The organism is Thermopirellula anaerolimosa (assembly GCF_054657335.1).
Map to the genome: position 1 here is coordinate 1,165,353 of NZ_BAAHYX010000004.1, position 22,402 is coordinate 1,187,754.

The following is a 22,402-nucleotide window of genomic DNA, read 5'->3' on the forward strand; positions in this document are numbered from 1 at the left end:
CCGAATCGGACGGGACCTCGTCCCCAAAGCGTCGGCCGCGTCCACAGTTACGGCGGGCGGTTCCGGGGCCGACCGGGAGAAGCTTCGTTCGCCCCTATCCAACAACCATATGCTTCAGAGGGATGGAACGCGCGGGATGGCTCTCAAAGTCTTCATCAGCGGAAAGTTCTACGACAAGGACGACGCCAAGGTGAGCGTCTTCGACCACGGTTTGCTGTATGGAGACGGCGTATTCGAGGGCATCCGCAGTTACGCCGGCAAGGTCTTTCGCATGCAGCAACACCTGGACCGCCTTTGGGATTCCGCCAAGGCGATCTGGCTCACCATACCCATGAGCAAGGAGGAGATGGCCGCCGCCATCGAAGAAACCCTGCGATTGAACGGGATCGAAGACGGCTACATCCGCGTCGTCGTCACCCGGGGCGCCGGGACTTTAGGGTTGGACCCCAATCGTTGCAGCGATCCGCAGGTCATCATCATTACCGACCACATCTCGCTGTATCCGAAGGAACTGTACGAGAAGGGCCTGGAGTTGATCACCGTCAGCACGATCCGCAATCACCCGGCGGCGCTGAGTCCGCGGATCAAGTCGCTCAATTACCTCAACAATATCCTGGCCAAGATCGAGGGCCTTCAGGCCGGTTGCATCGAGGCTCTGATGCTGAACCACAAGGGCGAGGTCGCCGAGTGCACCGGCGACAACATCTTTCTGGTGCGAAAGGGAGAATTGCTAACACCGCCGAAGGAGGCCGGCATTTTGGAGGGGATCACCCGCGATGCCGTGATCGAATTGGCTTGCGAATCCGGCATCTCCGTCCGCGAGATTCCCCTGACCAAGCACGACGTGTACATCGCCGACGAGTGTTTCCTGACGGGGACGGCGGCGGAAGTGGTTCCGGTCGTCAAAGTGGATAGCCGGCCCATCGGGGACGGCGCACCCGGGCCGATTACCCGCGACCTGATGGCGAAGTTCCACCGACTAACGCGGAACCACCGCGCCTAGCGGAAATATCCTCGCCGAACGGTCTGACGCCGCAGGCTGGAAAAATGCCGCGCTTGTCGCCGGGGTTCGGCCGATTATAATGGAGGTGTGAGCGAAGCCGAACTTCGGTCGCTCGATTGATACCGCAAGGGCCAAAACGTTTCGATTATTCCCTGCTCCGGTGCGGCACCCGATCGGGGCGCACCGAGCCGCCTCCGCTTTTTTCGGTCTACGGCGAACCGTAATCGCCGACGTCATATTCGTTATCCGTACTGCGTGTACGACAGAGTCGGCTCAATGGTTTGCGCTACGGTGGAGGTGTGGTCGAGTTCGCGCGATGGAAGACGTTCGTCGGCAGTGATTGTTCCCATTCCCGTTATCTTGAATCTCCTTCATAGCTTCTCCGTTATCCGCTGCCGTCCGAGGAAATCGTTCTCATTGGCGTGTTCTGACCGCGTAAGCGAAATGCATGGAATGCATCCTGTCCGCGACTGAAACGGCGTCGCCTTTCAGCGGCGGATAGGTCTGCGATCCTCTCCCTCCAGCCGCCGTGGCCGAAGCCAATCGGCCGTCTCCGTCGGGAAGTGGTGTTCGCCCGAAGGTTCTTCATGGCGTTCGACTCCGCTTCCGTCCCATCTTATCTCGCGCCGCCGGGATAACGTGATTCCGACGGCAAGGAGGGTCCCATGCGCCTCCTCAATTCCGTGATGACGGGGGACTCCGTCTCGCCGCCCGTCGTTCCACCCTTGATCGCTCGCGAGACGGTTCGCGTCTTGGGCGGATCGAAGCCGACCCGCCCGCTTCGGTTGCATCGTCTTTCGGAAGTGCGTCTCCGCCAAGGCGTCTCCCTGCGGACCATGGCGCGGCGTATGAACGTGGATGTCCGCACCGTTCGCCGAGAAGAGGATCCCGCCGCGGATCTCCCGTTGTCGGTGATTTACCGCTGGCAGCGGGCGCTCGAGGTCCCCCTGGCGGAGTTGCTATCGGACATCGAGGAACCGCTGTCCGCGCCCGTCCTCAAGCGGGCCAGGATGTTGCGGTTGATGAAAACGACGATGTCCATCCTCCGCCGGACGCGGCAACGCTCGGTGCGACTGCTGGCACAAATGCTGGTGGAGCAACTGATCGAAATCATGCCCGAGTTGAAGGACGTGAATCCCTGGCACTCGCGGAACGGTCGACCCAAACAGGCCAAGATTGGCCGGTCGGCCATCCGCCGATACCGATTTCGCGCCTAGCAGCGCATAACGCCGGAACGCATCCAATCGGACGACAAAGCGCGGACAATTTTCCGCCAACGGGCGAGGTTCGCACGTCGGCGAAGGGTCCGCGCGCGGAATCCGCGGGGCCGGTCGGAAGGATAAGCATCCATCGGACGATCGCCTCGTTATCAGAGCGCGGCCTGGCGACGGATTTCCAGAACGATGGCCGTCCAGTCCCAATCGCTGCGCCCTTGAGCCAACGAGGCCAAGTAGCGATCACGGATCAGACTCAATAGCGGCATCGGCGTTTGGGTCTCCGCCGCAGTCTGGGCGACCAAAGACATGTCCTTCGCGCCGAGCGCCAGTTTGAAGAGCGGTTCGCGGTGTTCGCCGCTCAACAGGTGCTTGCCATAGCCCTTGTAGATGAAACAATCGAATAGGAATTCGGTGATCGTTTCGAAGAAGGTCGCGGCGGGCAGACCGCTTTTCTCTACGAAGGCGAACGACTCGCCCAGCGACTCCACGACTGCCGCAATTAAAAAATTGGACGCCAATTTAGCCACGTGAGCTGCCGCCGGACCGTCGCCTAACTCCAAAACTCGTCTGCTGATCCGTTCCAAGATCGGCTTCACGGCCTCACGTGCGGAAGCGGGGCCCGAAACGTAAAAGGTCTGCCGTTTGGCGGCGACGGTGTCGGGCCGGCCCATCACGGGACAGGCCAGGTAGGTTCCCCCTTCCCTGCGGTGCCGCGCGTCCAGATCCAGGGCCGTCTTCGGCGAGATCGTACTCATGGAAACGTGAATGCCCTCCGTTCCCAGTCGACGAAAGATCGCCCCGTCGGCGAAGATCGATTGTAAGGCGGCGTCATCCGAAACGCACGTCATCACGATGCCGCTCGGCGGAACCGCCTCGGCGGGCGAATCCACGCGGACCGCGCCAAGTTGCACCAACGGTTCCGTCTTTTCCGCGGTTCGATTGTAAACACGCACGGAATAGCCCGCGGCCAACCAGTTGGCGACCATGGCCGCCCCCATTTGACCGATCCCAATGAAACCCAACGAGAGCGATTCCTTGGAAGAAGAATTGTCCACCGTGTCGTCTCCTGCAAAACAGGGGAATCTTGCCGTTCACCCGGCGAGCGACCAAGTCCCGCTTGCACTTGCTCGGCAGTCCGAGGCTTCTCGAATATCGCCGGCGCTCGATTTCCGTCCGTCAGGACGATGCTCATTCTGAGCCATCCCCCGGCGGAAGAAAACCCCGCCGCGAACGCCAACGTGACGGCGTCTCGACCGTATGGTCCGCCGCTAAATCGACCGATCAGGCCGGCATCTCAAATACGTTCTGAGGCCGACGGTATCGCAAGCGATGGGGTTTCGTCGCTCAGGACTTCGTAGGGTGCATCGACGCTCGCAATCGGCGACGCGCTCGCCGCGTGCAGCACGATACATGCCACTTCCGGAGGGCAGAAGTAACGGATGGGAAACTCGCCGCCGACGCCCCGAGTCACGTACATCGCGGTCGGCGGACGGTAAAATGCTCCCGAGGAATAGCGAATCCCCGAAGCGCACGGCGTCAGAATCGGCCCCAACCACGGCATGCAGACCTGGCCTCCGTGCGTGTGTCCCGCCAGAACCAAATCCACGTCATTGCGGGCGGCCCAGCGGAATTGGTCGGGCGTATGGGCCAGCAGCAGGCGAAACGGCCGGTGCAAGTCGCTATTCACGGCGGCATCGAAATCCGGGACGTCCGGTCCCCAAGGCCGCTCATCGCCGCCTATCAACAGCACGTCGCGCCCGATCGCCAGGCGTGTCACCCGTCCGCCCAAGTCGATCAACCCTGCATCGACCAATCGCTCGCGAATCCGTCCGGCCTCGAGTCGAAAATCATGGTTGCCCAGGATGAAGTAGACGCCGTACTTGGCTTGGAGACGCCCCAGGACGGCGGCGGCGTCCTCCAAGCAGTCGGCATGGTCCACGATATCCCCGGTGACGACCGCCAGATCGGGTTGACGGTGGTTGGCGGCGTCCACGACCGCCTCGTAGAAATCCAGATGAATGCGCCCGCTGAAGTGCAAATCGGAAAGCTGGATCAGCGACAAGCCGTCAAGGCCGGGCGGCAATCGATCCAACTGAAACCCCACGTCCGTGAACTCGCACAGTGAGGATTCGTTGCCCGGGAGCCGGAGAATGCGACTGTGCGTCTGCGCCCGGGGTTCGGGCGAGCGCCCCGCCAAATCGACGGCATCGGTGTCCTTACGCGGCAGGGAACGAAGCCTCGCCGTCAGCCCCGGAGAGGCACCCGAAACCGGCGCAGGCACCGCGACTCTGGCGCGGAGTCGATGATACCGGACCACATGCGGATGCCCCTTCAACCGACGAAACACACGGACCGCAAGAGAGTACGGTAAGATTAGCCAGCAGACCAGAATATACGTGTCGGCGACCCAGGCGATGACGGTGCCCGCCGAGCCGGCGGGAAACGCGCTGCCGGGCCAGCTCCAAAGCGGCAAATCGCCGCGCAGAACCCCAACTGTAAAGGCGGAGGGAATCGCCGCGCCCAGAATCACCAACAGCGCCGTGGTCTTGCTGCATATCCCGTAGGCCAAACCGCAGCCGTGCAGTCGATTCCATAGGACGGCCCAAAGCACCACATGCCCCGCCATCGCAACCAGGGCACCGACAACAACCCAAATATGCATGATTCCGAGAAACGCTTGGCTGTTCGAGAGAAAAACTTTCAAGCGGATAAAGAATGATTGGCGAACTTGCGCAACATCGACCCGCGGAATAGGGGAAGGGAGTCCGCGCGACCCTGCCGGGCGCTCATCTCACTTTCCGCCCCACCGCCGCGCGGGGCATCCCACCGCTGTCGCACCGCAATATTATGATTATTGCCCGTAGCTGGGTGCGAGGAAAGCGCGAAAACCGCAAATCCAACGCGTCAAACCGCCCATCGCCGTACGGAACCGCCGTGTGGAACCTTCACGCCGGACCTTGCAATCCGATGACCGCCCTCAAATCGAAACGTCCGCCATGGATTCCCCGCTCTCTCCGCCGCCTGAAAGCGCGCCCACGAACGCTTGGCCTGCCGGTAGGTCATCCCAATAGGTTGCTCGGCTTCACCAGCCTAATTCATCGCGATATCTTGCACCTTCACCAAATGGAAGACCGCCGTCCTCGTCCGCGCTCTCGCAGTCGTCGATAACCTCACCGTGCAACCCGGCTTTTTGGACGGCTGATAATGGCATTTCCATTCACGCCGCAAGGAGGCATTTCTAGTCACGGATGACAGGGCCCACCCCTCCGGCGGTTGTGGGCGGGGCGGCAAATCGGTATAATTCGGTATTCTTTGATGGCAAAGACCGGCGTGCGGGGAGCGTTTCTCCGATCTCTCTCGGTCTGGTCGGATTCCGTCTTGGAGGGAGCCGGCCCGCAACAGGCGGGCGGGTGCATTTCAGGGGTTCTTGGAGCAAGGAGAGTATACTGTGGCCATTCGCGTCGGTATCAACGGGTTCGGTCGTATTGGTCGGTTGGTCGCGCGCCGCATGATGGAGAGGCCCGACGTATTCCAAATCGTCGGCATCAACGACATTACGGACGTGAAGACGCTGGCCATGCTGTTCAAGTACGACAGCGTCCACCGCACGTACAAGGGAACCGTCGAGTTCGATGACAAGAACCTCATCATCGACGGCAAGAAGGTCCCCGTCTGCGCGGAAAAAGACCCCACCAAGCTCCCCTGGAAGGACCTGGGAGCCGAGGTGGTGGTCGAAAGCACGGGCGTGTTCACTTCCCGCGGCGACGATGCCAAGCCCGGTTACGGCGCCCATCTCAAGGCCGGTGCCCGGAAGGTGATTCTCAGCGCTCCCGCCAAGGATACGCCTGATCTCACTTGCGTGTTGGGGGTGAACGACGACCAACTCAAGGCCGAGCACACCTGCATCTCGAACGCCAGTTGCACCACGAACTGCTTGGCCCCGGTCGCCAAGGTGCTGAACGACAAGTTCGGCATCGTCCGAGGCTTGATGACCACGGTCCACGCGTACACGAACGATCAGCGGGTCTTGGATCTGCCTCATAAGGATCTGTATCGCGCCCGAGCGGCGGCGGCCAACATCATCCCCACCTCCACCGGGGCGGCTAAAGCGGTCGGCCTGGTGATTCCCGAACTCAAGGGCAAACTCACCGGCATCGCCATGCGGGTACCGGTTCCTACCGGTAGCGTGGTGGATTTGGTGGCGGAACTGAAGCGTCCGGTGGAAGCGGCCGAAATCAACGCCGCCGTCAAAGAGGCCGCCGAGGGCAAGATGAAGGGCATTCTGCTCTACACCGAAGACCCGATCGTCTCCAGCGACATCATCGGTTGCTCGTACAGTTCCGTGTTCGCCGCGCCTTGGACCCAGGTAATCGAAGGCTCCATGGTCAAGGTGGTAAGCTGGTACGACAACGAATGGGGATATAGCTGCCGGACGGTCGACTTGGTCGAACGCGTGGCCAAGCTGTAGTCTTGCGGCTATAGTTCGGTATTCCGTGGGTTCGTCTCGTAAGCCGCGAGGACGGGGCGGATCGACGTTGGCGATGGCATCACAGCGGTCGAGGCGACGGTCTCGGCCGCTGTTTTCTACGTTGGATTCGGTTGCGACGATCCGGCGGGAATACGCTCGCCGAGCTAGTTCTCGCCGTTTCCGAGTACGCCTGCCGGATTTGCCTTTTTCGCCTTGCTTGCCTGGATTCCAATAGCTAGAATCGACGACGTTCGGACACACCGGCAACGGCAAGGAGCTTTGGGGATGGTCAGGAGGACCTGGCTCCTCTATCTTTGGCCGGGGGTTTTACCCCTCATTTTGGAACCGGGCTGGGGGACGTTCCTCATCGCCGCGGGGTTTGCCGGTCTGCTCCATCTTTGCCTGGTCGCGACGTTCGTGTGGCCGGAGATCTGGCCGCCCCTGGTGACACGCGGGGCTTGGTTCTTTCTTGCCGCGGGCTGGGGCTATTCGGTCTACTGGGCCGCCCTCTGCGATCGGCGTCAACGCCGTGCCGCAACCCCGCCGCCGGGCGAAGACTTGTTTCCGGAGGCTTTGCAAGCCTATCTGCGCACAGAGTGGTCACGTACCGAGCATCTATTGGGACGCCTCCTCCGCCGCAATCCGCGCGATGCGGAGGCCTTACTGCTCTTGGCGGCGCTGTGGCGCCGGACCGGTCGCCTGAATGAGGCGGGACACCTGCTTCGAGAATTGGAAAAATGGGACGCGGCCCGGCGTTGGCACGTCGAGATCCAACGAGAAAAGCAACTCTTAGAGGAAAAGCGGATCAGGCTCGCTACTGCCGAGACTTGCCCACCGGCAGGTCAAACCGACCTTCGCGAGGATTCGTCTTCTCAAGCCGCGGAAATGGTCGCCCCTCCGGACCCAGGTGCAACTTCGTCGGTCGGCCATCTGCGTGAATCGATGCCGGATGATCGCCGCGTCGCGGCATGAGCGGCAGCGGCTATGATTCTTTTCTTGCAATCCCCCGCCCATCTGGTTGGAACGAAGTAGACGGCATGCCTTCGGACGCTCCGCGACGACCAGCGAGGCGAGCGGCGAGACCGCGTGTCGCGGCGGGTGCGGCGGATCGCTCTTGCCCAATCCTCCCGGATCACGTATAAACCGCCGTCAGGATGGCTTTCCCGAGGATAGCTCTAGCGGGCGATAGACCGGGCGAAGCTGTGCGCCCCATCGAATTCGGGAAGCACGGAGCGCGCCGAGCGGGCATCAGCTGGCAGCGATCTACCGCCCCCGCGATCCTTTCTAAGGCAAGAGGACGGTCCGGTGATGAAGACACGGTACTTCGCGTGGGTGGTGCCGGTAACGCTTGTGTTGACGGCGGTCGTCGCAGAGGCCGCGCCCGCGACCTTTCCCTACAAAGCTCATATCGTCACCCACCAGGCCCGAGTGCGCGGCGGTCCGGGACAGGCCTATCCGGTAACCGGTTATTTGGCGTTTGGGGCCGAGGTGGATGTGTACCGTCACGATCCCGGGGGTTGGTGTGCCATCAGACCGCCGGACGGGAGTTACAGTTGGGTCCTCGCGGATGCCGCACAACTCCTGCCCAACGGTTTGGCAAAGGTCATCCGTCCCGGCGTTCCCAGTTACGTGGGCGGCGTGGAGGTGCCCGATCGCAATCTTTCTCACGTGACGTTGCGGCAAGGGGAATTGCTGGAAGTTTTGGATGCCCGACGGATAGGGCAGGATCCTTCGAGCAGCGTGTCCGCTCCGCAAACCTGGCTGAAGATTCGACCGCCGTCGGGTGAGTTCCGTTGGGTTCACGTGTCATCGCTGCGAGCGGTGGGAAGCGGCGAACCCCTGCCGTCCGCCGCCGCGGCGTCCGCTATTCCAATTGCGTCGGAGAGTCCTCTTGCCGGCACGTATTCGCAAACAAGTGCGATCGCCGACCGCAACTTCGGCGAAGGCCCGGAATCGGCGACCCGGCCCATGGAGCCGAAACCGCAGCGGATTCCCACGGTTCCGATCCCGCGAGCCTCTGAGCCGAATACGCAGGCCCATGCCGGGGCGGATACGACGATGAATCCAGGGCTTGCGTCGACGGCCCACAACTCAACGGCAGGCCCGAATGCGATTCCGGACACGTACGATCCGCAGGTCGAGAATCTCACCGATGCATCCGTCTCGGGCGTGGTCGCAACCTCGGGCGCGTTGCCGCCGGATGACGGGGCTAACGGTTGGCGGCCCATGAACGGGTCGGGCGAATCGACGGGATTGCTTCGGGAACGTCCTGCGGTTTACGGTTCGGACAATGCCGGGCGAATGTCGGGACTGAGATTCGGTCAACCGGTGGTGCCCAGTCGCAACATAACGCCCTTGACGCCGGATGAATTCACCCGGCAGGCGCAGAGCCTGGAACTGGACCTGGCCAATCGTCTGAGCCAAGGACCGGAGACGTGGAATCTGTCGGATTTGCGGCAGCGCGCGGTGGATCTCAGGGCGGCCGCGCCCGATGGTGCGACACGCGACCGGGCCGACAAGATTACCGCGAAGATCGCCCAGGCCGAGCGGGTTGCCGCAGAGTGGCGCCGCATTTCGGGCGGGGGGGCGTCGGCACCGACCGAGACTGCGGACGGGCAGGCTCTGCAAACGTCGATAATGGCCGGACCACAACCGGCCTCGCCGCAGGGGATGCCGCTTCCGCCCTCACCGGCGGCGGAACGTCCGACACGGATTGCGCCGCCGCCCACGGCGATTGCGGTGCCGCCGGTTTCGTCGCAGCAAAATGCGACGTCACTGCGTTCGAATGCTCTTGATGCCGGTAACGTGATTCGAACCGGTGCCGTCACCGGGCCTGAGCACGGATCGACGTCGCCGGTCGGTTCCACTGCCGGGACCTCAGCGCAAGGGCAGGTCGAATCCAAGCCCGTCCCCACGCGTGAAGAAATTGCCCGGGAACTCCTGGAACTTCGTCGGCAGCGATTCGACGTCGTCGGCCGCTTGATTCGTGCGCAGGTGCGTCGACCGGGGGATCCACCCTATGCCTTGACCGACGACGACGGACGCATCCTGACCTACGTCAATCCCGGTCCGGGAACGCTGATGCGATCGTACGTGGGTCGGACGGTGGGGGTGATGGGGAAGTTTTCAGGCAGCGGCGAGACGCGATTACTCACCGCGGAACACGTGGCGGTGCTGGATTCGGGACGACCAACGCCGGCGCCCCCTCCGGCTAACAATGAAGCATCTCCCGTCCGATTCGCTGAGACGCCCCCGCGATCGATGGTCCGCTGAAGCGTGACCGGTCGATACCCGGGCGGTAGGTCGGCGACGAGTGCGGTCCCGGTCAAAATTCCGCGCTGCCCGGCGTACGAGGGAAGGGAATCACGTCTCGGATGTTTCCCATGCCCGTGATGAATTGAACGGCGCGTTCCAGCCCGAGTCCGAAACCGCTGTGGGGGACCGTGCCGAACCGTCGCAGATCCAGGTACCACCAGTAATCGTCGGCACGCAGTCCCTGTTCGTCCATACGCCGGGTCAGAACGTCCAAGCGTTCCTCCCGCTGACTGCCGCCGATGATCTCTCCCACCCGAGGGAGCAAAACGTCCATCGCGCGAACCGTACGCTCGTCGTCGTTGAGACGCATATAGAAGGGCTTGATGGTCCGCGGATAGTCCGTGAGGATCACCGGTTTGCGAAAGTGAGTCTCGGTAAGGTGGCGCTCGTGCTCGGCCTGCAAGTCCCGACCCCACTCGACGGGAAACTCGAAGTCGCGGCCCGATTGCCGCAAGATTTCGACGGCCTCGGTGTAGGTCAATCGGACGAATTCCTCTTGTAGCACGTGCTCCAAGGTGGTGACGGCGCTCGGTTCCACCCAACGGGCGAAGAACTCCATGTCCTCGGCGGAACGTTCCAGCACGTCGCGGAAGATGCGTTTGAGGAAACGCTCGGCGAGATCCATGTTGTCCGCCAATTCGAAGAAGGCCGCCTCCGGTTCAACCATCCAGAACTCGGCGAGATGCCGCGTGGTGTTGGAGTTTTCCGCGCGGAATGTCGGCCCGAAGGTGTAAACCTTGCCCAAGGAGCAGGCGAAGACTTCGGCTTCGAGTTGTCCGCTGACGGTAAGGTAGGTGGGTTTACCGAAGAAGTCGTCTTGCGGTTTGGCGGGCGGAGTTGCGGCAGGGTCCAGGGTGGTGACGCGGAACATGGCGCCCGCCCCCTCGCAGTCGGATGCCGTAATGATCGGCGTGTGGACGTAGAGGAATCCCTCCTCCTGAAAGAACTCGTGAATGGAACGGCAGACCGTATTGCGAACCCGCATGACCGCCCCGAAGGAGTTGGTTCGCGGGCGAAGATGGGCGATGGTGCGGAGGAACTCGTAAGAGTGCCGCTTCTTTTGCAGGGGATAGGATTCCGGCGGGGCCCAACCGAAGACGGCGATGCGGTTCGCGAGGACCTCCACCGCCTGCTTTTCGCCGGGCGAGGTCTGGATCACGCCTTCCACCAAGATGCTGCAACCGGTGCTCAAACGTTTGATTTCGGACTCGTAATTGGGAAGTTCGCCGGGCGCCACGATTTGCAGGTTGCCCAGGCACGAACCGTCGTTCAATTCCAAGAAGCTGAAGCCTCCCTTGGAATCTCGTCGCGTGCGAACCCAGCCTCGCAAGCGGACCTCACGTCCTACGTTCGCGGGCAATCGCGCTTCGCGTACGGTAAGGGTCTCCATATCCCGGCGTCCTCCTGGTGATTCAGCGGCTTGGAACATCGGTCGTCGCGGCAGGGCGTAACTCGGCAGACCGGAGTCACTCCCCTTGGCCCGCCAACCAGCGCTCGGCGTCCAAAGCGGCCATGCATCCGCTCGCCGCCGCGGTCACGGCTTGCCGATAGTAATCGTCGCCCACATCTCCCGCCGCAAAGACGCCCTCCACGCTGGTGTGAGTGCGGAAGGGCGTGACCCACTTGACGTAGCCCTTGTCGGTCAGCGCCAGTTGCCCTTGCAGGAAGTCGGTGTTGGGGGTGTGGCCGATGGCCAAGAACATCCCGCGGACCTCCAGCGTCAGGTCGTCCTCTCCCACGGTGCTTTTCAATCGGATGCCGGTGACGCCGTTTTCGTCGTCGCCCAAAACCTCGTCCACGACGCGGTTCCAAACGATCTCGATCTTGGGGTCATCCATGGCGCGTTGGGCCATGATCTTGGATGCTCGCAGGGCGTCGCGCCGATGCACCAGATACACCTTGGAGGCATGGTGAGTCAAATAGGTAGCCTCTTCGACGGCGGAATCGCCGCCCCCGATCACGGCCACCGGTTGGTTGCGGAATCGCGGCAGGGCGCCGTCGCAGACGGCGCAGGCGCTGACCCCTCGATTCTTGAACCGATCCTCGGAGGGCAAACCCAGGTAGTTGGCGCGGGCCCCCGTCGCCACGATCACGGCCTTGGCTTGGTATTCCTTACCATCCGAGGCTTGCATGCGGAACGGTCGACCGGAGAAATCCACGCTCGTAATGTCTTCCGTAATGACCCGAGTACCGAAGTGGACGGCTTGAGCGCGCATCAACTCCATCAACTCGGGACCGCTCACACCGTGCTTGCCGTGAGGCGGAAGATAGCCCCGGCGGTCCTCGGGCAGGGACGTTTCCAAAAACAGGGACAGGTCGCCCGGAGGGAAGCCCGGGAAATTCTCCACCTCCGTGGTCAGCGCCAATTGCCCCAAGGGCAGCGTGCCCTGCTGGGCATTTTTTTCGTTGATGGCTCCCTCGAAGACGAGGGGTTGCAGCGCAGCCCGGGCGGCATAGATTGCCGCGGTCCAACCTGCCGGTCCGCTCCCGATGATGATGACACGCTCGACTTCCGCCACGAGTGCTTCTCCTTTCGGGCTGAATCCTCGACGGTGGTGAGGCATAGTGAGACCGCGACGACGCCCGGACCGGCGGCCCGTCTCGCCGTCGGCGGTCGCTTATGCTGCCGGTTCGGTCTGCAACACCACCGGGATCATTTCTTTCGCGAAAACGGTATTATAAGGATCAAGCGGTCGTTTTGCTCGGCGGGGCGCAGGGCGATCGGCAATAACTTGCCGCAGTCGTCGAAGCAAGGCACACCGGCAAGGTGTGCCGGTCCCGGCGAACGGCCTGCAGCGACGGAGCGAGATGCGGGAGCGCCGTCGCGATTCTCCCGTCGGTCGATTCACTTGGCTCACTACGCCGTTTGATGTTATGCCGCGACGTAATACTTATATCCTGCTGCTGACGATCCTCTTTTCGCTATTGTGCGCGTTCCGCAGTTCGCCCTACGGTCGGGCGCTGATGTACGCCTTGGAGCAGATTCATCAGAAAGCCCTGGAACCGCGGTCGCAGAAGGAACTGGCGGAGGCCGCCCTGCGAGGAATGGCCGACGAGTTGGATCCGTACTCGGCATACATCAGCGCCGAGGAGTTGGCTCAATTCGACGAGGAATTGGATCGCCAATTCGGCGGAGTGGGAATCGAGATTCACGTGGACCCCGACACCCGGGGCGTGATCGTCACCACGGCCCTGCCGGGGACGCCGGCGCAGCGAGGCGGCATCCGACCGGGAGATCGCCTGCTGGCGGTGGACGGCCAAGACGTCTCGAGCGCCAATTTGGATGAGGTCAGTCGTCTCGTCCGTGGATTGCCCGGTTCGCAGGTCGTGCTCACCGTGCAATCGCGCGACGAGGCGGAACCCCGCCGCGTCACGTTGACCCGCGAGATCATTCAAGGCGAAACGGTCCTGGGCGACACTCGCAACGCCGACGGGACCTGGAATTACACGCTGCGGGAGCGACCGGATATCGGCTTCATCCGCATCGACACCTTTGCGGACGAGACGGACGACCGCCTCCGTGAGGTCCTGCTTCAACTGGCGGGAAAAGGCGTTCAAGGCATCATCCTCGACTTGCGGAGCGATCCCGGCGGCAGGCTCGACGTGGCGGTGAACGTTTGCGACGCCTTTCTTCGCTCCGGCGTGATCGTGACGACGCAAACGCGAACCGGGGTCATCAAGGAGCGGTTTGCGGCCTCGGGCAAGGCGATTTGCCCCGATACGCGGCTGGCGGTGCTCATCAACCGCTTCAGCGCCAGCGCCAGCGAGATCGTAGCGGCCTGCTTGCAGGATCACGGCCGCGCGGTCATCGTCGGCGAGCGTTCCTTCGGCAAAGGCACGGTCCAAGAGTTGCTGGACATGGAACCCGGCTTGGGACGGCTGAAGCTGACCACGGCTTCGTACCGGCGACCCAGCGGCAAGAACATCCACCGCTCGGTGAGCGCAAAGGACCAGGACGATTGGGGCGTCCGGCCCGATCCCGGCTACGAGGTCGAATTGGACGAGAAAGAAGTGGAATTGCAGATACTCGCCCGGGCGCTGCGCGGCATGTATCGCGACGCAAAGAGTCCCAAGCCGGTAGGGTTCGAGAACGTGCCGGACGACTTCCGGGATCGGTGCGTGGAGACGGCACTAAAATACTTCGACCGCCGGAAGCGGGGTACATGACCGGCCCGCCGAAGGGCGTCATGCTTGCCCGCGACGCATCCGCGGCATAATAATGTCGGAACGCCGCATCGATGCGGCCGACGGGCCGCCGGCGGTCCGTTGCGGCGAGTCGGGCGAGAGTCGCGTTGATCGCCCCACGTTCTGCGATCCCGTTGGGACGTTTGAGACACGTCGGCATGAGGATGGTTTGCAGTATTGGTACCTCGAAGGAGTATTGACACGATGGCCACGTCAACGATCGTAAAAAAAGACAATGTGGGAAGCATTCTGCAAGAGGCCATGGATGCCGGCGGCGGATTGTTGCGATTGATTCCAACGTGGGTCCCGCGAAGCTTTCTGCACCCCGGTCGGCGTATCAAGCTGGCGAACGAGGACCTGTACGCCCTCGGCGCCCATCGCGGCGGCATTGACGAACGATGGTTCGCCAGCACCACCGAAGCCGCGAACGACAATCGCAACTGGGACGAGGGTCTCAGTTGGGTCCGCTGCAACGGTCAAAAATTCCTGCTGCGCGACGCGGTCGAGGAAGGACAGGCCAAAATCGTCGGACCGGCGATCTGGGAGAAATACCGCCGCTGGCCGGTCTACTCCAAGTTCTTCGACAACGCCGGACCGATCCCGCACCACATGCATCAAACGCAGGAATTCGCCAAGTTGACCGGGCAAGAAGGCAAGCCCGAGGCCTACTACTTCCCGCCTCAGTTGAACGCGGCCGAGAATCACTTCGATTACACGTTCATGGGATTGGAGCCCGGCACCACCAAGGATCAGGTCAAGAAGTGCCTCGCCGATTGGAACAAGGGCGACAACGGCATTTTGGATTTGTCGCGGGCGTACCGACTCAAGCCGGGAACCGGTTGGCTGATTCCCGCCGGAGTGTTGCACGCCCCCGGTTCCCGTTGCACCTACGAGCCGCAATGGGGTTCCGACGTCTTCGGCATGTTCCAATCGCTCGTGGAAGGCCGCGCCGTACCCTGGGAATTGTGCGTCAAGGACGTGCCCAAGGATAAGCACCACGATTTGGACTTCATCATCAGCCAGCTTGATTGGGATAAGAACGTCGATCCGTACTTCAAGGAGCACAACTACCTCGAACCGATCGTGGACGAGGAGAATTCCGGCGACGGCTACGTCGACAAGTGGATCGTTTACGGCTTGGTGGACGGCAAGCAACTCTTCTCCGCCAAGGAGTTGACGGTCATGCCGGGAGCCAAGTGCGTCCTCCGCGACCCCGGCGCCAGCGGGTGGATCACCGTCCAAGGGTGCGGCAAGATGGGTTCGCTCCGCTTGCAAACGCCGGTCATGATCCGCTTCGGCGAAGAACCGGACGACGAGGTCTTCATCACCTACGAAGCCGCCCGCGCGGGTATCGTGATCGAAAACACCGGCACCGAACCGTTGGTCGGCTTGCGGTATTTCGGCCCGGACGTCCATCCCCACGTCCCCAACGTGGGCGAGTACAAGCGAGGTTGACGGTCGAAGACGATGCGGCCGAAGTATGCCGCCTCCCCCGGTTTCAGTCGCCGCGGGGAGACTTGAAAAGTATGGTCCCTGTAGACCGCCGCCATCGGGCAATACGCTCGACGACGGCGGTCTTGTCAGGTCATAATTGCTGAGGCCGTGTCGTGCTATTGAACCACGTTGATTGGGAGGACTCCGCCATGCGTTGGGCCCGCCGATTGTTGCGGTCGTTGATTGTCACCTCGGGTAGCCATGCTTCCAGCGGAAAGGGCGAAATTCGAACGCGCTGCGCGCGGCCGGTCTCTCTTGTCTCTCTTGTCCCGGTGATGGGGCTTTTGTCGATGCCCTGCGTCGTGTCGGTTCAGGCTGCGGAGAGAGAGCATCTCAACCGGGGTGTCGTGGCGGTCGCCGCAGATCAAGGGCAGGTGCACGTCGGTTGGCGACTCCTGAAAAGTGATCCGTCCGGAGTGGGCTTTCACGTTTACCGCCAAGCCGAGTCTGGAGAGGCGGTACGTCTGACGGCGGAGCCGGTGACGAAAACCACCGATTTTCGCGATACCGCTCCACCCCAAGGGAAGTTGCGATATTTCGTCCGCGCGGTCGTGGACGGCAAGGAACAAATTCCTAGCGAGCCTGCCGCGATTGGGGGAACCGAAGCCGCAAAACCCTACCTTTCCATTCGCCTCGATGAAGGGGTCACGGTTCAGAAGGTGGGGATTGCCGATTTGGACGGCGACGGCACGCTCGACTTGGTGATCAAGCAACCCGCCGACAATATCGACCCCTACGAGCAATATTGGAAACCCAGTCCGGACACCTACAAGCTGGAAGCATACACCCTGCAAGGCAAACGGTTGTGGCAGTACGACCTCGGCTGGGCGATCGAGCGAGGCATTTGGTATTCGCCGTACGTGGTCTACGATCTGGACGGCGACGGCAAGGCGGAAGTGGCGGCCAAAATCGGTGAAGGCGATCCCCGCGACGCCGACGGACGCGTTCAGAGCGGTCCCGAGTACTGCACGGTCCTGGATGGCGCGACCGGTCGCGAAGTGAGCCGGGTGCCATGGCCCGCCCGCGAGGAGTTCCCCGGCTATAACTACGCCTCACGCAATCAATTGGCGGTTGCGTATCTGGATGGCCGGACGCCTTCGCTGCTGGTCCTCCGCGGTACGTACAACCGCATGATCGTCGCGGCCTATCGCTATCGGGGACGGAAGCTGGAAGAGCAGTGGCGATGGGATAATCGCGAGGCGGGCGTTGACGCCGCCGCCAGAAAGCTATGGTGGGGTCAGGGCGCCCACTGGACGCAGGCCGCCGACGTGGACGGCGACGGAAAGGACGAGGTCATACTCGGTTCCGTCGTTTTGGATGACGACGGGCGTCCGTTGTGGTCGGTGGGGTTGGGACATCCCGACCACCTTTACGTTGGGGACCTTGATCCGGCCTTGCCCGGTTTGGAAATGTATTACGGCATCGAATCCCGCCAAGCGAAGAACGGCATGTGCATGGTGGAAGCGGCGACGGGCAAGATTCTTTGGGGCTACGACGGACCGACGCGGCACGTGCACAGTTTCGGAATGTGCAGCGATATCGACGCCCGCTATCCCGGCGCCGAGTGTTACAGCGCCGACACGGACCAGGAAAAGAAGTTCGCCTGGGCCAAACTTTGGACCGCCAAAGGCGAGGTAATCAGCGAGGAGAATCTGAGCGGGTTCGGTCCTCGGGTCGTTTATTGGGACGCCGATCCGCAAAGGGAACTGATCCTCGGTCGAACCATCCGCGACTACGGGGGATCGGAGCTTGTCCCGCGATTGGAAGGATCGTATGTCGCAACAGTCGATTTGATCGGAGATTGGCGGGAAGAGGTGATTATGTCGTTGCCGGGCGAGTTGCGGATATACGTGACCACCATTCCCGCAGTAGATCGTCGCGACTGTCTGCTGCAAGACCCGATCTATCGACTGAACGTAGTCATGGGCGCGATGGGCTACTATCAGTGCCCCATGCTCAGTTACGACATGGCGAGCACGCCGCCCCGTTGACGATGAAGGGCCGCTTTGAAGCGGCCCCGCATCGCTCTCCGGTCCTGCGGGACCAAGATTTGGATTCGCATTTCGGAAAGACGAGCATGTTCGACACCGCGAAACTGCGCCAATTGGCCGAGCAGTTGGCGACCGGGCGGATTCCCGTGGATGACTTTTTGAGTCGGGCCGCGACATTGGGCATCGCCGACGTGGGCGAAGCGCAGGTGGACCTCGACCGGGCTAGACGCTGCGGCTTTCCCGAGGTCGTGTACGGCGAAGGCAAGACGGTCGAGGCGCTGGAGAAGATATTCGATGCCCTGATCGCCAACGGGGCCGACGCCTTTGCTACGCGGGTGTCCGCGGAAAAGGCGGAGGTCCTGTTACGGCGATTCCCCCAAGCCCGATACAACCCGGTGGCGAGAACATTCCGCGTCCCTCTCACGCCCGCGAGCGAGGAGATCGCGCTACGTGGAATCGTGACGGTCGTCACCGCCGGGACGAGTGACTTGCCGGTCGCCGAGGAGGCCAAAGAGACGGCCCTGTGGACGGGGGCCGAAGTCCGCTTCGTCCAAGACGTCGGTGTGGCCGGACCGCATCGTTTGCGGGCGAATTTGCATTTGCTCCAGGATGCCGACGCGGTGGTCGTCGTCGCCGGCATGGAAGGCGCGCTGCCCAGCGTGGTCGGCGGTTTTACGGCCTGTCCCGTCATCGGGGTCCCCACCAGCGTCGGTTACGGAGCTAACTTCGGCGGTGTTTCGGCCCTGCTCAGCATGCTCAATAGCTGCGCGGCGAATGTGGTCGTGGTCAATATCGACGCGGGGTTCAAGGGCGGCTATGTGGCGGGGTTGATCGCCAAGAATGCCGCGCGGCGACGGCGTAGCGAACACAACGCATCGGCCTCTTGACCAACCAAGCGGAGAGGAAACGGGATGGATGCCGCGGAACCGAACGACGCCGTTCGTTGGGAACCTTTGCCGAAGATCCCGCCGCGACCTCCGGAATCGCACAAGGGCGATTTCGGCACCGTGTTGGTCATCGGCGGTAGCGCGGGGATGGCGGGCGCCCCGGCTTTGGCGGGAATGGCGGCGTTACGAGGCGGGGCGGGATTGGTACGGATCGCCGTCCCCGAGCCTTGCCTGACGATCACCGCCGCTTTCGAACCTTCCTACATGGTCTTTCCGCTGCCCGCCGACCGAAAAGGCCGAATGCGTGCGGCGGCCTACGACGTCATTCGCCGCCGTGCCGCGGGATGCGATTGGTTGGTCCTCGGTCCCGGCTTGGGAAGATCCCTCGGCCTGGATCTTCTGGTGGATCGTCTTTACCGCGAATGCCCGCTGCCCATGGTGGTGGACGCCGATGCTTTGAATGCCCTGGCGCGAGGTGACGGCACGCTGCCGGAACCCGGCGGCCCCAGGGTGTTGACCCCGCACCCGGGCGAATTCCGCCGCCTGGTGCCGTCTGCCGCCTGCGTTCGTTCGTGGGACGAGAAATGGGACGCCGCGGCGGGTTGCGCCTCTCGCTGGCGCGCCGTTGTGGTGCTGAAAGGCCATCGGACGTTCGTGACCGACGGCGAGCGACGCTATCTCAATGACACGGGCAATCCCGGCATGGCCACCGGCGGGTCCGGGGACGTCCTCAGCGGCCTCATCGCCGCCTTGGGTGCGCAGGGGTTCGATCCGTTCTCAGCCGCGCAGTTGGGAGTGCACACGCACGGAAAAGCGGGCGACTTGGCGGCTTCGGAACTGGGGCAACAAGGGATGATCGCCTCCGACTTAGTGCGATTCCTGCCCCGGGCGCTACTCGCCGCGGCGGCGGGGACTTGAGAGGCCGACCGCCCGCTGACATTCCCCAACGCGGTTATCGTTTGCCGGGCAGATGATGGGAAAGGCCCGCCGTTTGAAGCCACTCCGTCTTCGTCCGCAAATAGTGGTGACAAATCGCGATGGCCAAGGCATCCGCCACGTCGGGAGGTTCGGGCGGGGCGGGCAGTCCCAATTCACGCTGGATCGCGCGCTGCACCTGATTCTTGGGAGCCCGACCGGAACCGGTCAACAATCGCTTGATTTGCGTAGCCGCGTAGGACACGATTTCTACGTCGGCTTGGGCCGCCGCGAGGCAAATGACGCCGCGGGCATGGCCCATCAGGATGGCCGTCCGCGGACGTTCGTAATGCGAATACAGTTCTTCCAAGGCCATCACGCGAGGGTGATAGGTTTCGATCAACTCGCGCAGACCCGCGTAAAGGGCCGCCAATCGCGGTCCCAATCCGCGATTCCCCCCCCGAACCACGCCCGCCTCGCAGAACCGCAACCCCTCCGGCGACGACTCAATCACGGCGTAGCCCGTCACGTTGAGGCCGGGGTCCACGCCCACGATTCGATATTGCCCATCCGAGGTCCGGGCCAAAGGAACATCCTCCAGGTTCGCGTTATCGTTGCGCCCAACCGGCGGGCGACCGCGAGAGGTCAGTCGTTGCGGAGTCGCCAAAGCGTCCCGTCGGGCCGATCCTCCAACGTGACTCCCAATTCCGCCAGACCGTCCCGGATACGATCGGCCATCGCGAAGTTCTTGGCCTTGCGGGCTTCGGTGCGAATCGCCACGAATAGATCGAGGAGTTTCGGCGTCAGTCCGTCGTCGGCGACCTTCCCTTTCGGCTCGGCGGGTCTGCGGAACATGCCCAGGATCATGCCCAACTCGCGCAGCACGGTCGCCCCGCGGGTCAAGGCATCGAGCAACTCGGGACGCCGCTGCGCCGGATCCTCCAACCGATGCTCGTCCACGAAGCGGTTCAGTCTGCGGAGCAGTTCGAAGAGTTCGCCGATGGCGCCGCCCGTGTTGAAATCATCGTCCATCATCTCCAAGAAGCGATTTCGCCGGTCGGCGATTTCACGCAAAAAGGCGTCTTCACCGGGCGAAAACTCCCCTTCGTCGCGGCGTGCGGGAGTCGGCAGATCGTAGAACGATCGGCTGGTAATCCGCTCGAACCGCTCGAAAAAGCGGTAGAACGCGTCGAGGGCGGTCTCGACCTCGCGCAGGCGGCGCTCGCTGAACTCGATCGGGCGGCGATAGTGGGAAGACAAAATGAACAGCCGGATGGTTTCGGGCGAGAACTCTTGCAACAACTCTCGGAACGGAGCGGCACCTTTCGACTTGCTGATCTTGCCGGCCGATTGAGAATCCAAATCGTCCTCGGCGGGCCGGGTGGCCCGACCGCCCACCTTGCCGATTTCGTCGGCGGCCTGCATCAGCCCGTTGTGCAGCCAGTAGCGGACCATCGGCCGACCGTGCCGCGCTTCGCTTTGTGCGATCTCGTTTTCGTGGTGGGGGAAGATCAGGTCCAAGCCGCCGCCGTGAATATCGAAAGTCTCGCCGAGCAGACCGCAACTCATGACGGAGCACTCGATGTGCCAACCGGGCCGACCCGGTCCCCAAGGACTGGGCCAGGACGGCTCGCCCTCCTTGGCGCCTTTCCAAAGAGCGAAATCGTACGGCGATCGCTTGCGGTCGGCGCCTTCGCCCCCCTCATGAATCATGGCGTCCAAACTGCGGCGACTCAGCTTGCCGTAGTCCGACTTGCGGCCGACATCGAAATAGACGTCGCCCCGCGATTCGTAGGCAAACCCCCGATCGATCAGATCCTGCACGAAGCGGATGATATTGTCGATGTTCTCGGTCGCCCGGGGAAAATGGTCGATCGTGTCGATCCCCATGGCATCGAGATTCCGCATGTAATCGGCGATCATTTCCTCGGCCAGGGCCGACATTTCCATGCCGCGGCGTCGACTCTCGGCGATCAACTTGTCATCGACATCCGTGATGTTGACCACCCAGGTCACGTCGTATCCCGAGTAGGAAAGAAATCGCTTGATGACGTCGAAAATGACCGGCCCGACCATGTGGCCGATGTGGCTCGGCTTGTACACCGTAGGCCCGCACAAGTAGATGCCGACCTTACCGGGACGAATCGTTTGAAAAGGCTCTTTCTGACGGGTCAGCGTGTTGTAAACCTGGATCATACGCGGTACCTATGCGGCAAGTCCTTTCGTCCGTGTTGTGAAGCGAGAACCGTCCGTTTCCTGGAGTCGTCGATCGGTTCTCCCGTAGGCAAGCCCGATGGCCCGTGCGACCTGCCGGACCGCCCTTAACCGGGGTGCCCATTAGGCATCATCATCTCGGATCAACAGCGCCACACACTCGGCGGCGACGGCCTCTTCCCGACCGATCGGTCCGACCCCCTCGCCCGTCTTCCCTTTCACCGAGACTTGGTCGGGTTCCACATCGAGAGTCTCCGCCACGCGACGCCGAATCGCATCTCGGTGCGGCGCCACCTTAAGCCTTTGCGCAAAGACGACGACATCCAAGTTCGCCAGACGCCAGCCCTTTTGACGCACCGCCGCCCAGACCGTCGCCAGCATCTCGGCGGAGTCTTTTCCCTTGTTGGCGGGGTCCGTGTCCGGGAACCATTGGCCGATATCGCCCAACCCGGCGGCGCCCAACAGCGCGTCCGTAATGGCGTGGAGTAACACGTCGGCATCGCTGTGGCCTAAGGCCCCAAAATCGTAGGGGATGACGACTCCTCCCAAAACGATGGGGCCATGCCCTCCCAGGCGATGGGTATCGTGTCCAAGTCCTACACGGAATTGCAAAGCAATCCCCTCTCCTGAAGGGTCAGATCAACTTCCCAATGGTTGCCGATTATAGCCTACCGAAGATGGCGAAAACCGCAAAAAATACCCGGCGGTCGCAG

At 62.4% G+C, this 22,402-nt stretch carries 17 protein-coding genes; 10 read left to right on the forward strand and 7 right to left on the reverse strand.

Translation table 11 applies throughout. The features are described 5' to 3' along the window. Window positions 1-136: 136 nt before the first annotated feature. The gene (gene ilvE / locus ACYQ6J_RS04950; protein ID WP_460183087.1) at window positions 137-1,003 is read left to right on the forward strand and encodes a branched-chain-amino-acid transaminase; all 867 of its coding nucleotides are present in this window, start codon (window positions 137-139) and stop codon (window positions 1,001-1,003) included. A 665-nt stretch (window positions 1,004-1,668) separates the two neighbouring features. Beyond that, a complete protein-coding gene (locus ACYQ6J_RS04955; RefSeq protein WP_460183088.1) occupies window positions 1,669-2,220 on the forward strand; it encodes a helix-turn-helix domain-containing protein in 552 nt (183 codons plus the stop codon). A gap of 152 nt (window positions 2,221-2,372) precedes the next feature. Here ACYQ6J_RS04955 and ACYQ6J_RS04960 read toward each other — a convergent pair whose 3' ends face one another. Beyond that, entirely contained in the window at window positions 2,373-3,275 is a 903-nt protein-coding gene (locus ACYQ6J_RS04960) for an NAD(P)-dependent oxidoreductase (RefSeq protein ID WP_460183089.1), read from the reverse strand. 239 nt (window positions 3,276-3,514) lie between these two features. Further along, window positions 3,515-4,882 (reverse strand): metallophosphoesterase, encoded by a 1,368-nt coding sequence (locus ACYQ6J_RS04965; protein ID WP_460183090.1) that lies wholly within the window; start codon window positions 4,880-4,882, stop codon window positions 3,515-3,517. Window positions 4,883-5,668: 786 nt separating this feature from the next. Here ACYQ6J_RS04965 and gap point away from each other — a divergent pair. The 3 genes from gap (at window position 5,669) to ACYQ6J_RS04980 (ending at window position 9,961) form a co-directional block, all read left to right on the forward strand. Next, entirely contained in the window at window positions 5,669-6,688 is a 1,020-nt protein-coding gene (gene gap, locus ACYQ6J_RS04970) for a type I glyceraldehyde-3-phosphate dehydrogenase (protein ID WP_460183091.1), read from the forward strand. Window positions 6,689-6,973: 285 nt separating this feature from the next. Next, window positions 6,974-7,660 carry a hypothetical protein gene (locus ACYQ6J_RS04975; RefSeq protein ID WP_460183092.1) on the forward strand — a complete coding sequence of 229 codons (687 nt, stop codon included), beginning with the start codon at window positions 6,974-6,976 and terminating at the stop codon, window positions 7,658-7,660. Between the two features lie 336 nt (window positions 7,661-7,996). After that, window positions 7,997-9,961: an SH3 domain-containing protein gene (locus ACYQ6J_RS04980; RefSeq protein ID WP_460183093.1), complete on the forward strand. Its 1,965-nt coding sequence runs from the start codon at window positions 7,997-7,999 to the stop codon at window positions 9,959-9,961. Between the two features lie 52 nt (window positions 9,962-10,013). Here the strand turns inward: ACYQ6J_RS04980 and asnS are convergent, their stop codons facing one another. Next, on the reverse strand, window positions 10,014-11,393 hold the full coding sequence (asnS, locus tag ACYQ6J_RS04985) for an asparagine--tRNA ligase (RefSeq protein WP_460183094.1): 1,380 nt from the start codon (window positions 11,391-11,393) through the stop codon (window positions 10,014-10,016). Window positions 11,394-11,469: 76 nt separating this feature from the next. Continuing rightward, window positions 11,470-12,522, reverse strand: a complete 1,053-nt coding sequence (locus tag ACYQ6J_RS04990; RefSeq protein WP_460183095.1) for a thioredoxin-disulfide reductase — start codon at window positions 12,520-12,522, stop codon at window positions 11,470-11,472. A 289-nt stretch (window positions 12,523-12,811) separates the two neighbouring features. On the opposite strand from ACYQ6J_RS04990, the gene ACYQ6J_RS04995 reads away from it, so the two are divergent. From ACYQ6J_RS04995 to ACYQ6J_RS05015, 5 genes are all read left to right on the forward strand, one after another. Continuing rightward, window positions 12,812-14,170 (forward strand): S41 family peptidase, encoded by a 1,359-nt coding sequence (locus ACYQ6J_RS04995; protein WP_460183096.1) that lies wholly within the window; start codon window positions 12,812-12,814, stop codon window positions 14,168-14,170. A 222-nt stretch (window positions 14,171-14,392) separates the two neighbouring features. After that, complete coding sequence (locus tag ACYQ6J_RS05000) at window positions 14,393-15,643, forward strand: hypothetical protein (RefSeq protein ID WP_460183097.1); 1,251 nt, start codon at window positions 14,393-14,395, stop codon at window positions 15,641-15,643. 188 nt (window positions 15,644-15,831) lie between these two features. Continuing rightward, on the forward strand, window positions 15,832-17,673 hold the full coding sequence (locus ACYQ6J_RS05005; protein ID WP_460183098.1) for a rhamnogalacturonan lyase family protein: 1,842 nt from the start codon (window positions 15,832-15,834) through the stop codon (window positions 17,671-17,673). A gap of 86 nt (window positions 17,674-17,759) precedes the next feature. Next, window positions 17,760-18,560, forward strand: a complete 801-nt coding sequence (gene larB, locus ACYQ6J_RS05010; RefSeq protein ID WP_460183099.1) for a nickel pincer cofactor biosynthesis protein LarB — start codon at window positions 17,760-17,762, stop codon at window positions 18,558-18,560. Between the two features lie 24 nt (window positions 18,561-18,584). Next, complete coding sequence (locus tag ACYQ6J_RS05015; protein ID WP_460183100.1) at window positions 18,585-19,478, forward strand: NAD(P)H-hydrate dehydratase; 894 nt, start codon at window positions 18,585-18,587, stop codon at window positions 19,476-19,478. Window positions 19,479-19,512: 34 nt separating this feature from the next. Here the strand turns inward: ACYQ6J_RS05015 and ruvC are convergent, their stop codons facing one another. From ruvC to ispF, 3 genes are all read right to left on the reverse strand, one after another. Further along, window positions 19,513-20,061 (reverse strand): crossover junction endodeoxyribonuclease RuvC, encoded by a 549-nt coding sequence (gene ruvC, locus ACYQ6J_RS05020; protein WP_460183101.1) that lies wholly within the window; start codon window positions 20,059-20,061, stop codon window positions 19,513-19,515. 59 nt (window positions 20,062-20,120) lie between these two features. Then, the gene (gene cysS / locus ACYQ6J_RS05025; protein WP_460183102.1) at window positions 20,121-21,671 is read right to left on the reverse strand and encodes a cysteine--tRNA ligase; all 1,551 of its coding nucleotides are present in this window, start codon (window positions 21,669-21,671) and stop codon (window positions 20,121-20,123) included. A gap of 141 nt (window positions 21,672-21,812) precedes the next feature. Continuing rightward, window positions 21,813-22,301: a 2-C-methyl-D-erythritol 2,4-cyclodiphosphate synthase gene (gene ispF, locus ACYQ6J_RS05030; protein ID WP_460183103.1), complete on the reverse strand. Its 489-nt coding sequence runs from the start codon at window positions 22,299-22,301 to the stop codon at window positions 21,813-21,815. Window positions 22,302-22,402 lie beyond the last annotated feature (101 nt).

Coding starts and splice junctions, on each gene's coding strand:
- ACYQ6J_RS04980 (WP_460183093.1), top strand. CDS start 7,997: ATGAAGACACGGTACTTCGCGTGGGTGGTGCCGGTAACGCTTGTGTTG.
- ACYQ6J_RS05005 (WP_460183098.1), top strand. CDS start 15,832: ATGCGTTGGGCCCGCCGATTGTTGCGGTCGTTGATTGTCACCTCGGGT.
- ACYQ6J_RS04995 (WP_460183096.1), top strand. CDS start 12,812: ATGCGGGAGCGCCGTCGCGATTCTCCCGTCGGTCGATTCACTTGGCTC.
- ACYQ6J_RS05015 (WP_460183100.1), top strand. CDS start 18,585: ATGGATGCCGCGGAACCGAACGACGCCGTTCGTTGGGAACCTTTGCCG.
- ACYQ6J_RS04975 (WP_460183092.1), top strand. CDS start 6,974: ATGGTCAGGAGGACCTGGCTCCTCTATCTTTGGCCGGGGGTTTTACCC.
- asnS (WP_460183094.1), bottom strand. CDS start 11,393: ATGGAGACCCTTACCGTACGCGAAGCGCGATTGCCCGCGAACGTAGGA.
- ACYQ6J_RS05000 (WP_460183097.1), top strand. CDS start 14,393: ATGGCCACGTCAACGATCGTAAAAAAAGACAATGTGGGAAGCATTCTG.
- ACYQ6J_RS04955 (WP_460183088.1), top strand. CDS start 1,669: ATGCGCCTCCTCAATTCCGTGATGACGGGGGACTCCGTCTCGCCGCCC.
- cysS (WP_460183102.1), bottom strand. CDS start 21,671: ATGATCCAGGTTTACAACACGCTGACCCGTCAGAAAGAGCCTTTTCAA.
- larB (WP_460183099.1), top strand. CDS start 17,760: ATGTTCGACACCGCGAAACTGCGCCAATTGGCCGAGCAGTTGGCGACC.
- ilvE (WP_460183087.1), top strand. CDS start 137: ATGGCTCTCAAAGTCTTCATCAGCGGAAAGTTCTACGACAAGGACGAC.
- ACYQ6J_RS04965 (WP_460183090.1), bottom strand. CDS start 4,882: ATGCATATTTGGGTTGTTGTCGGTGCCCTGGTTGCGATGGCGGGGCAT.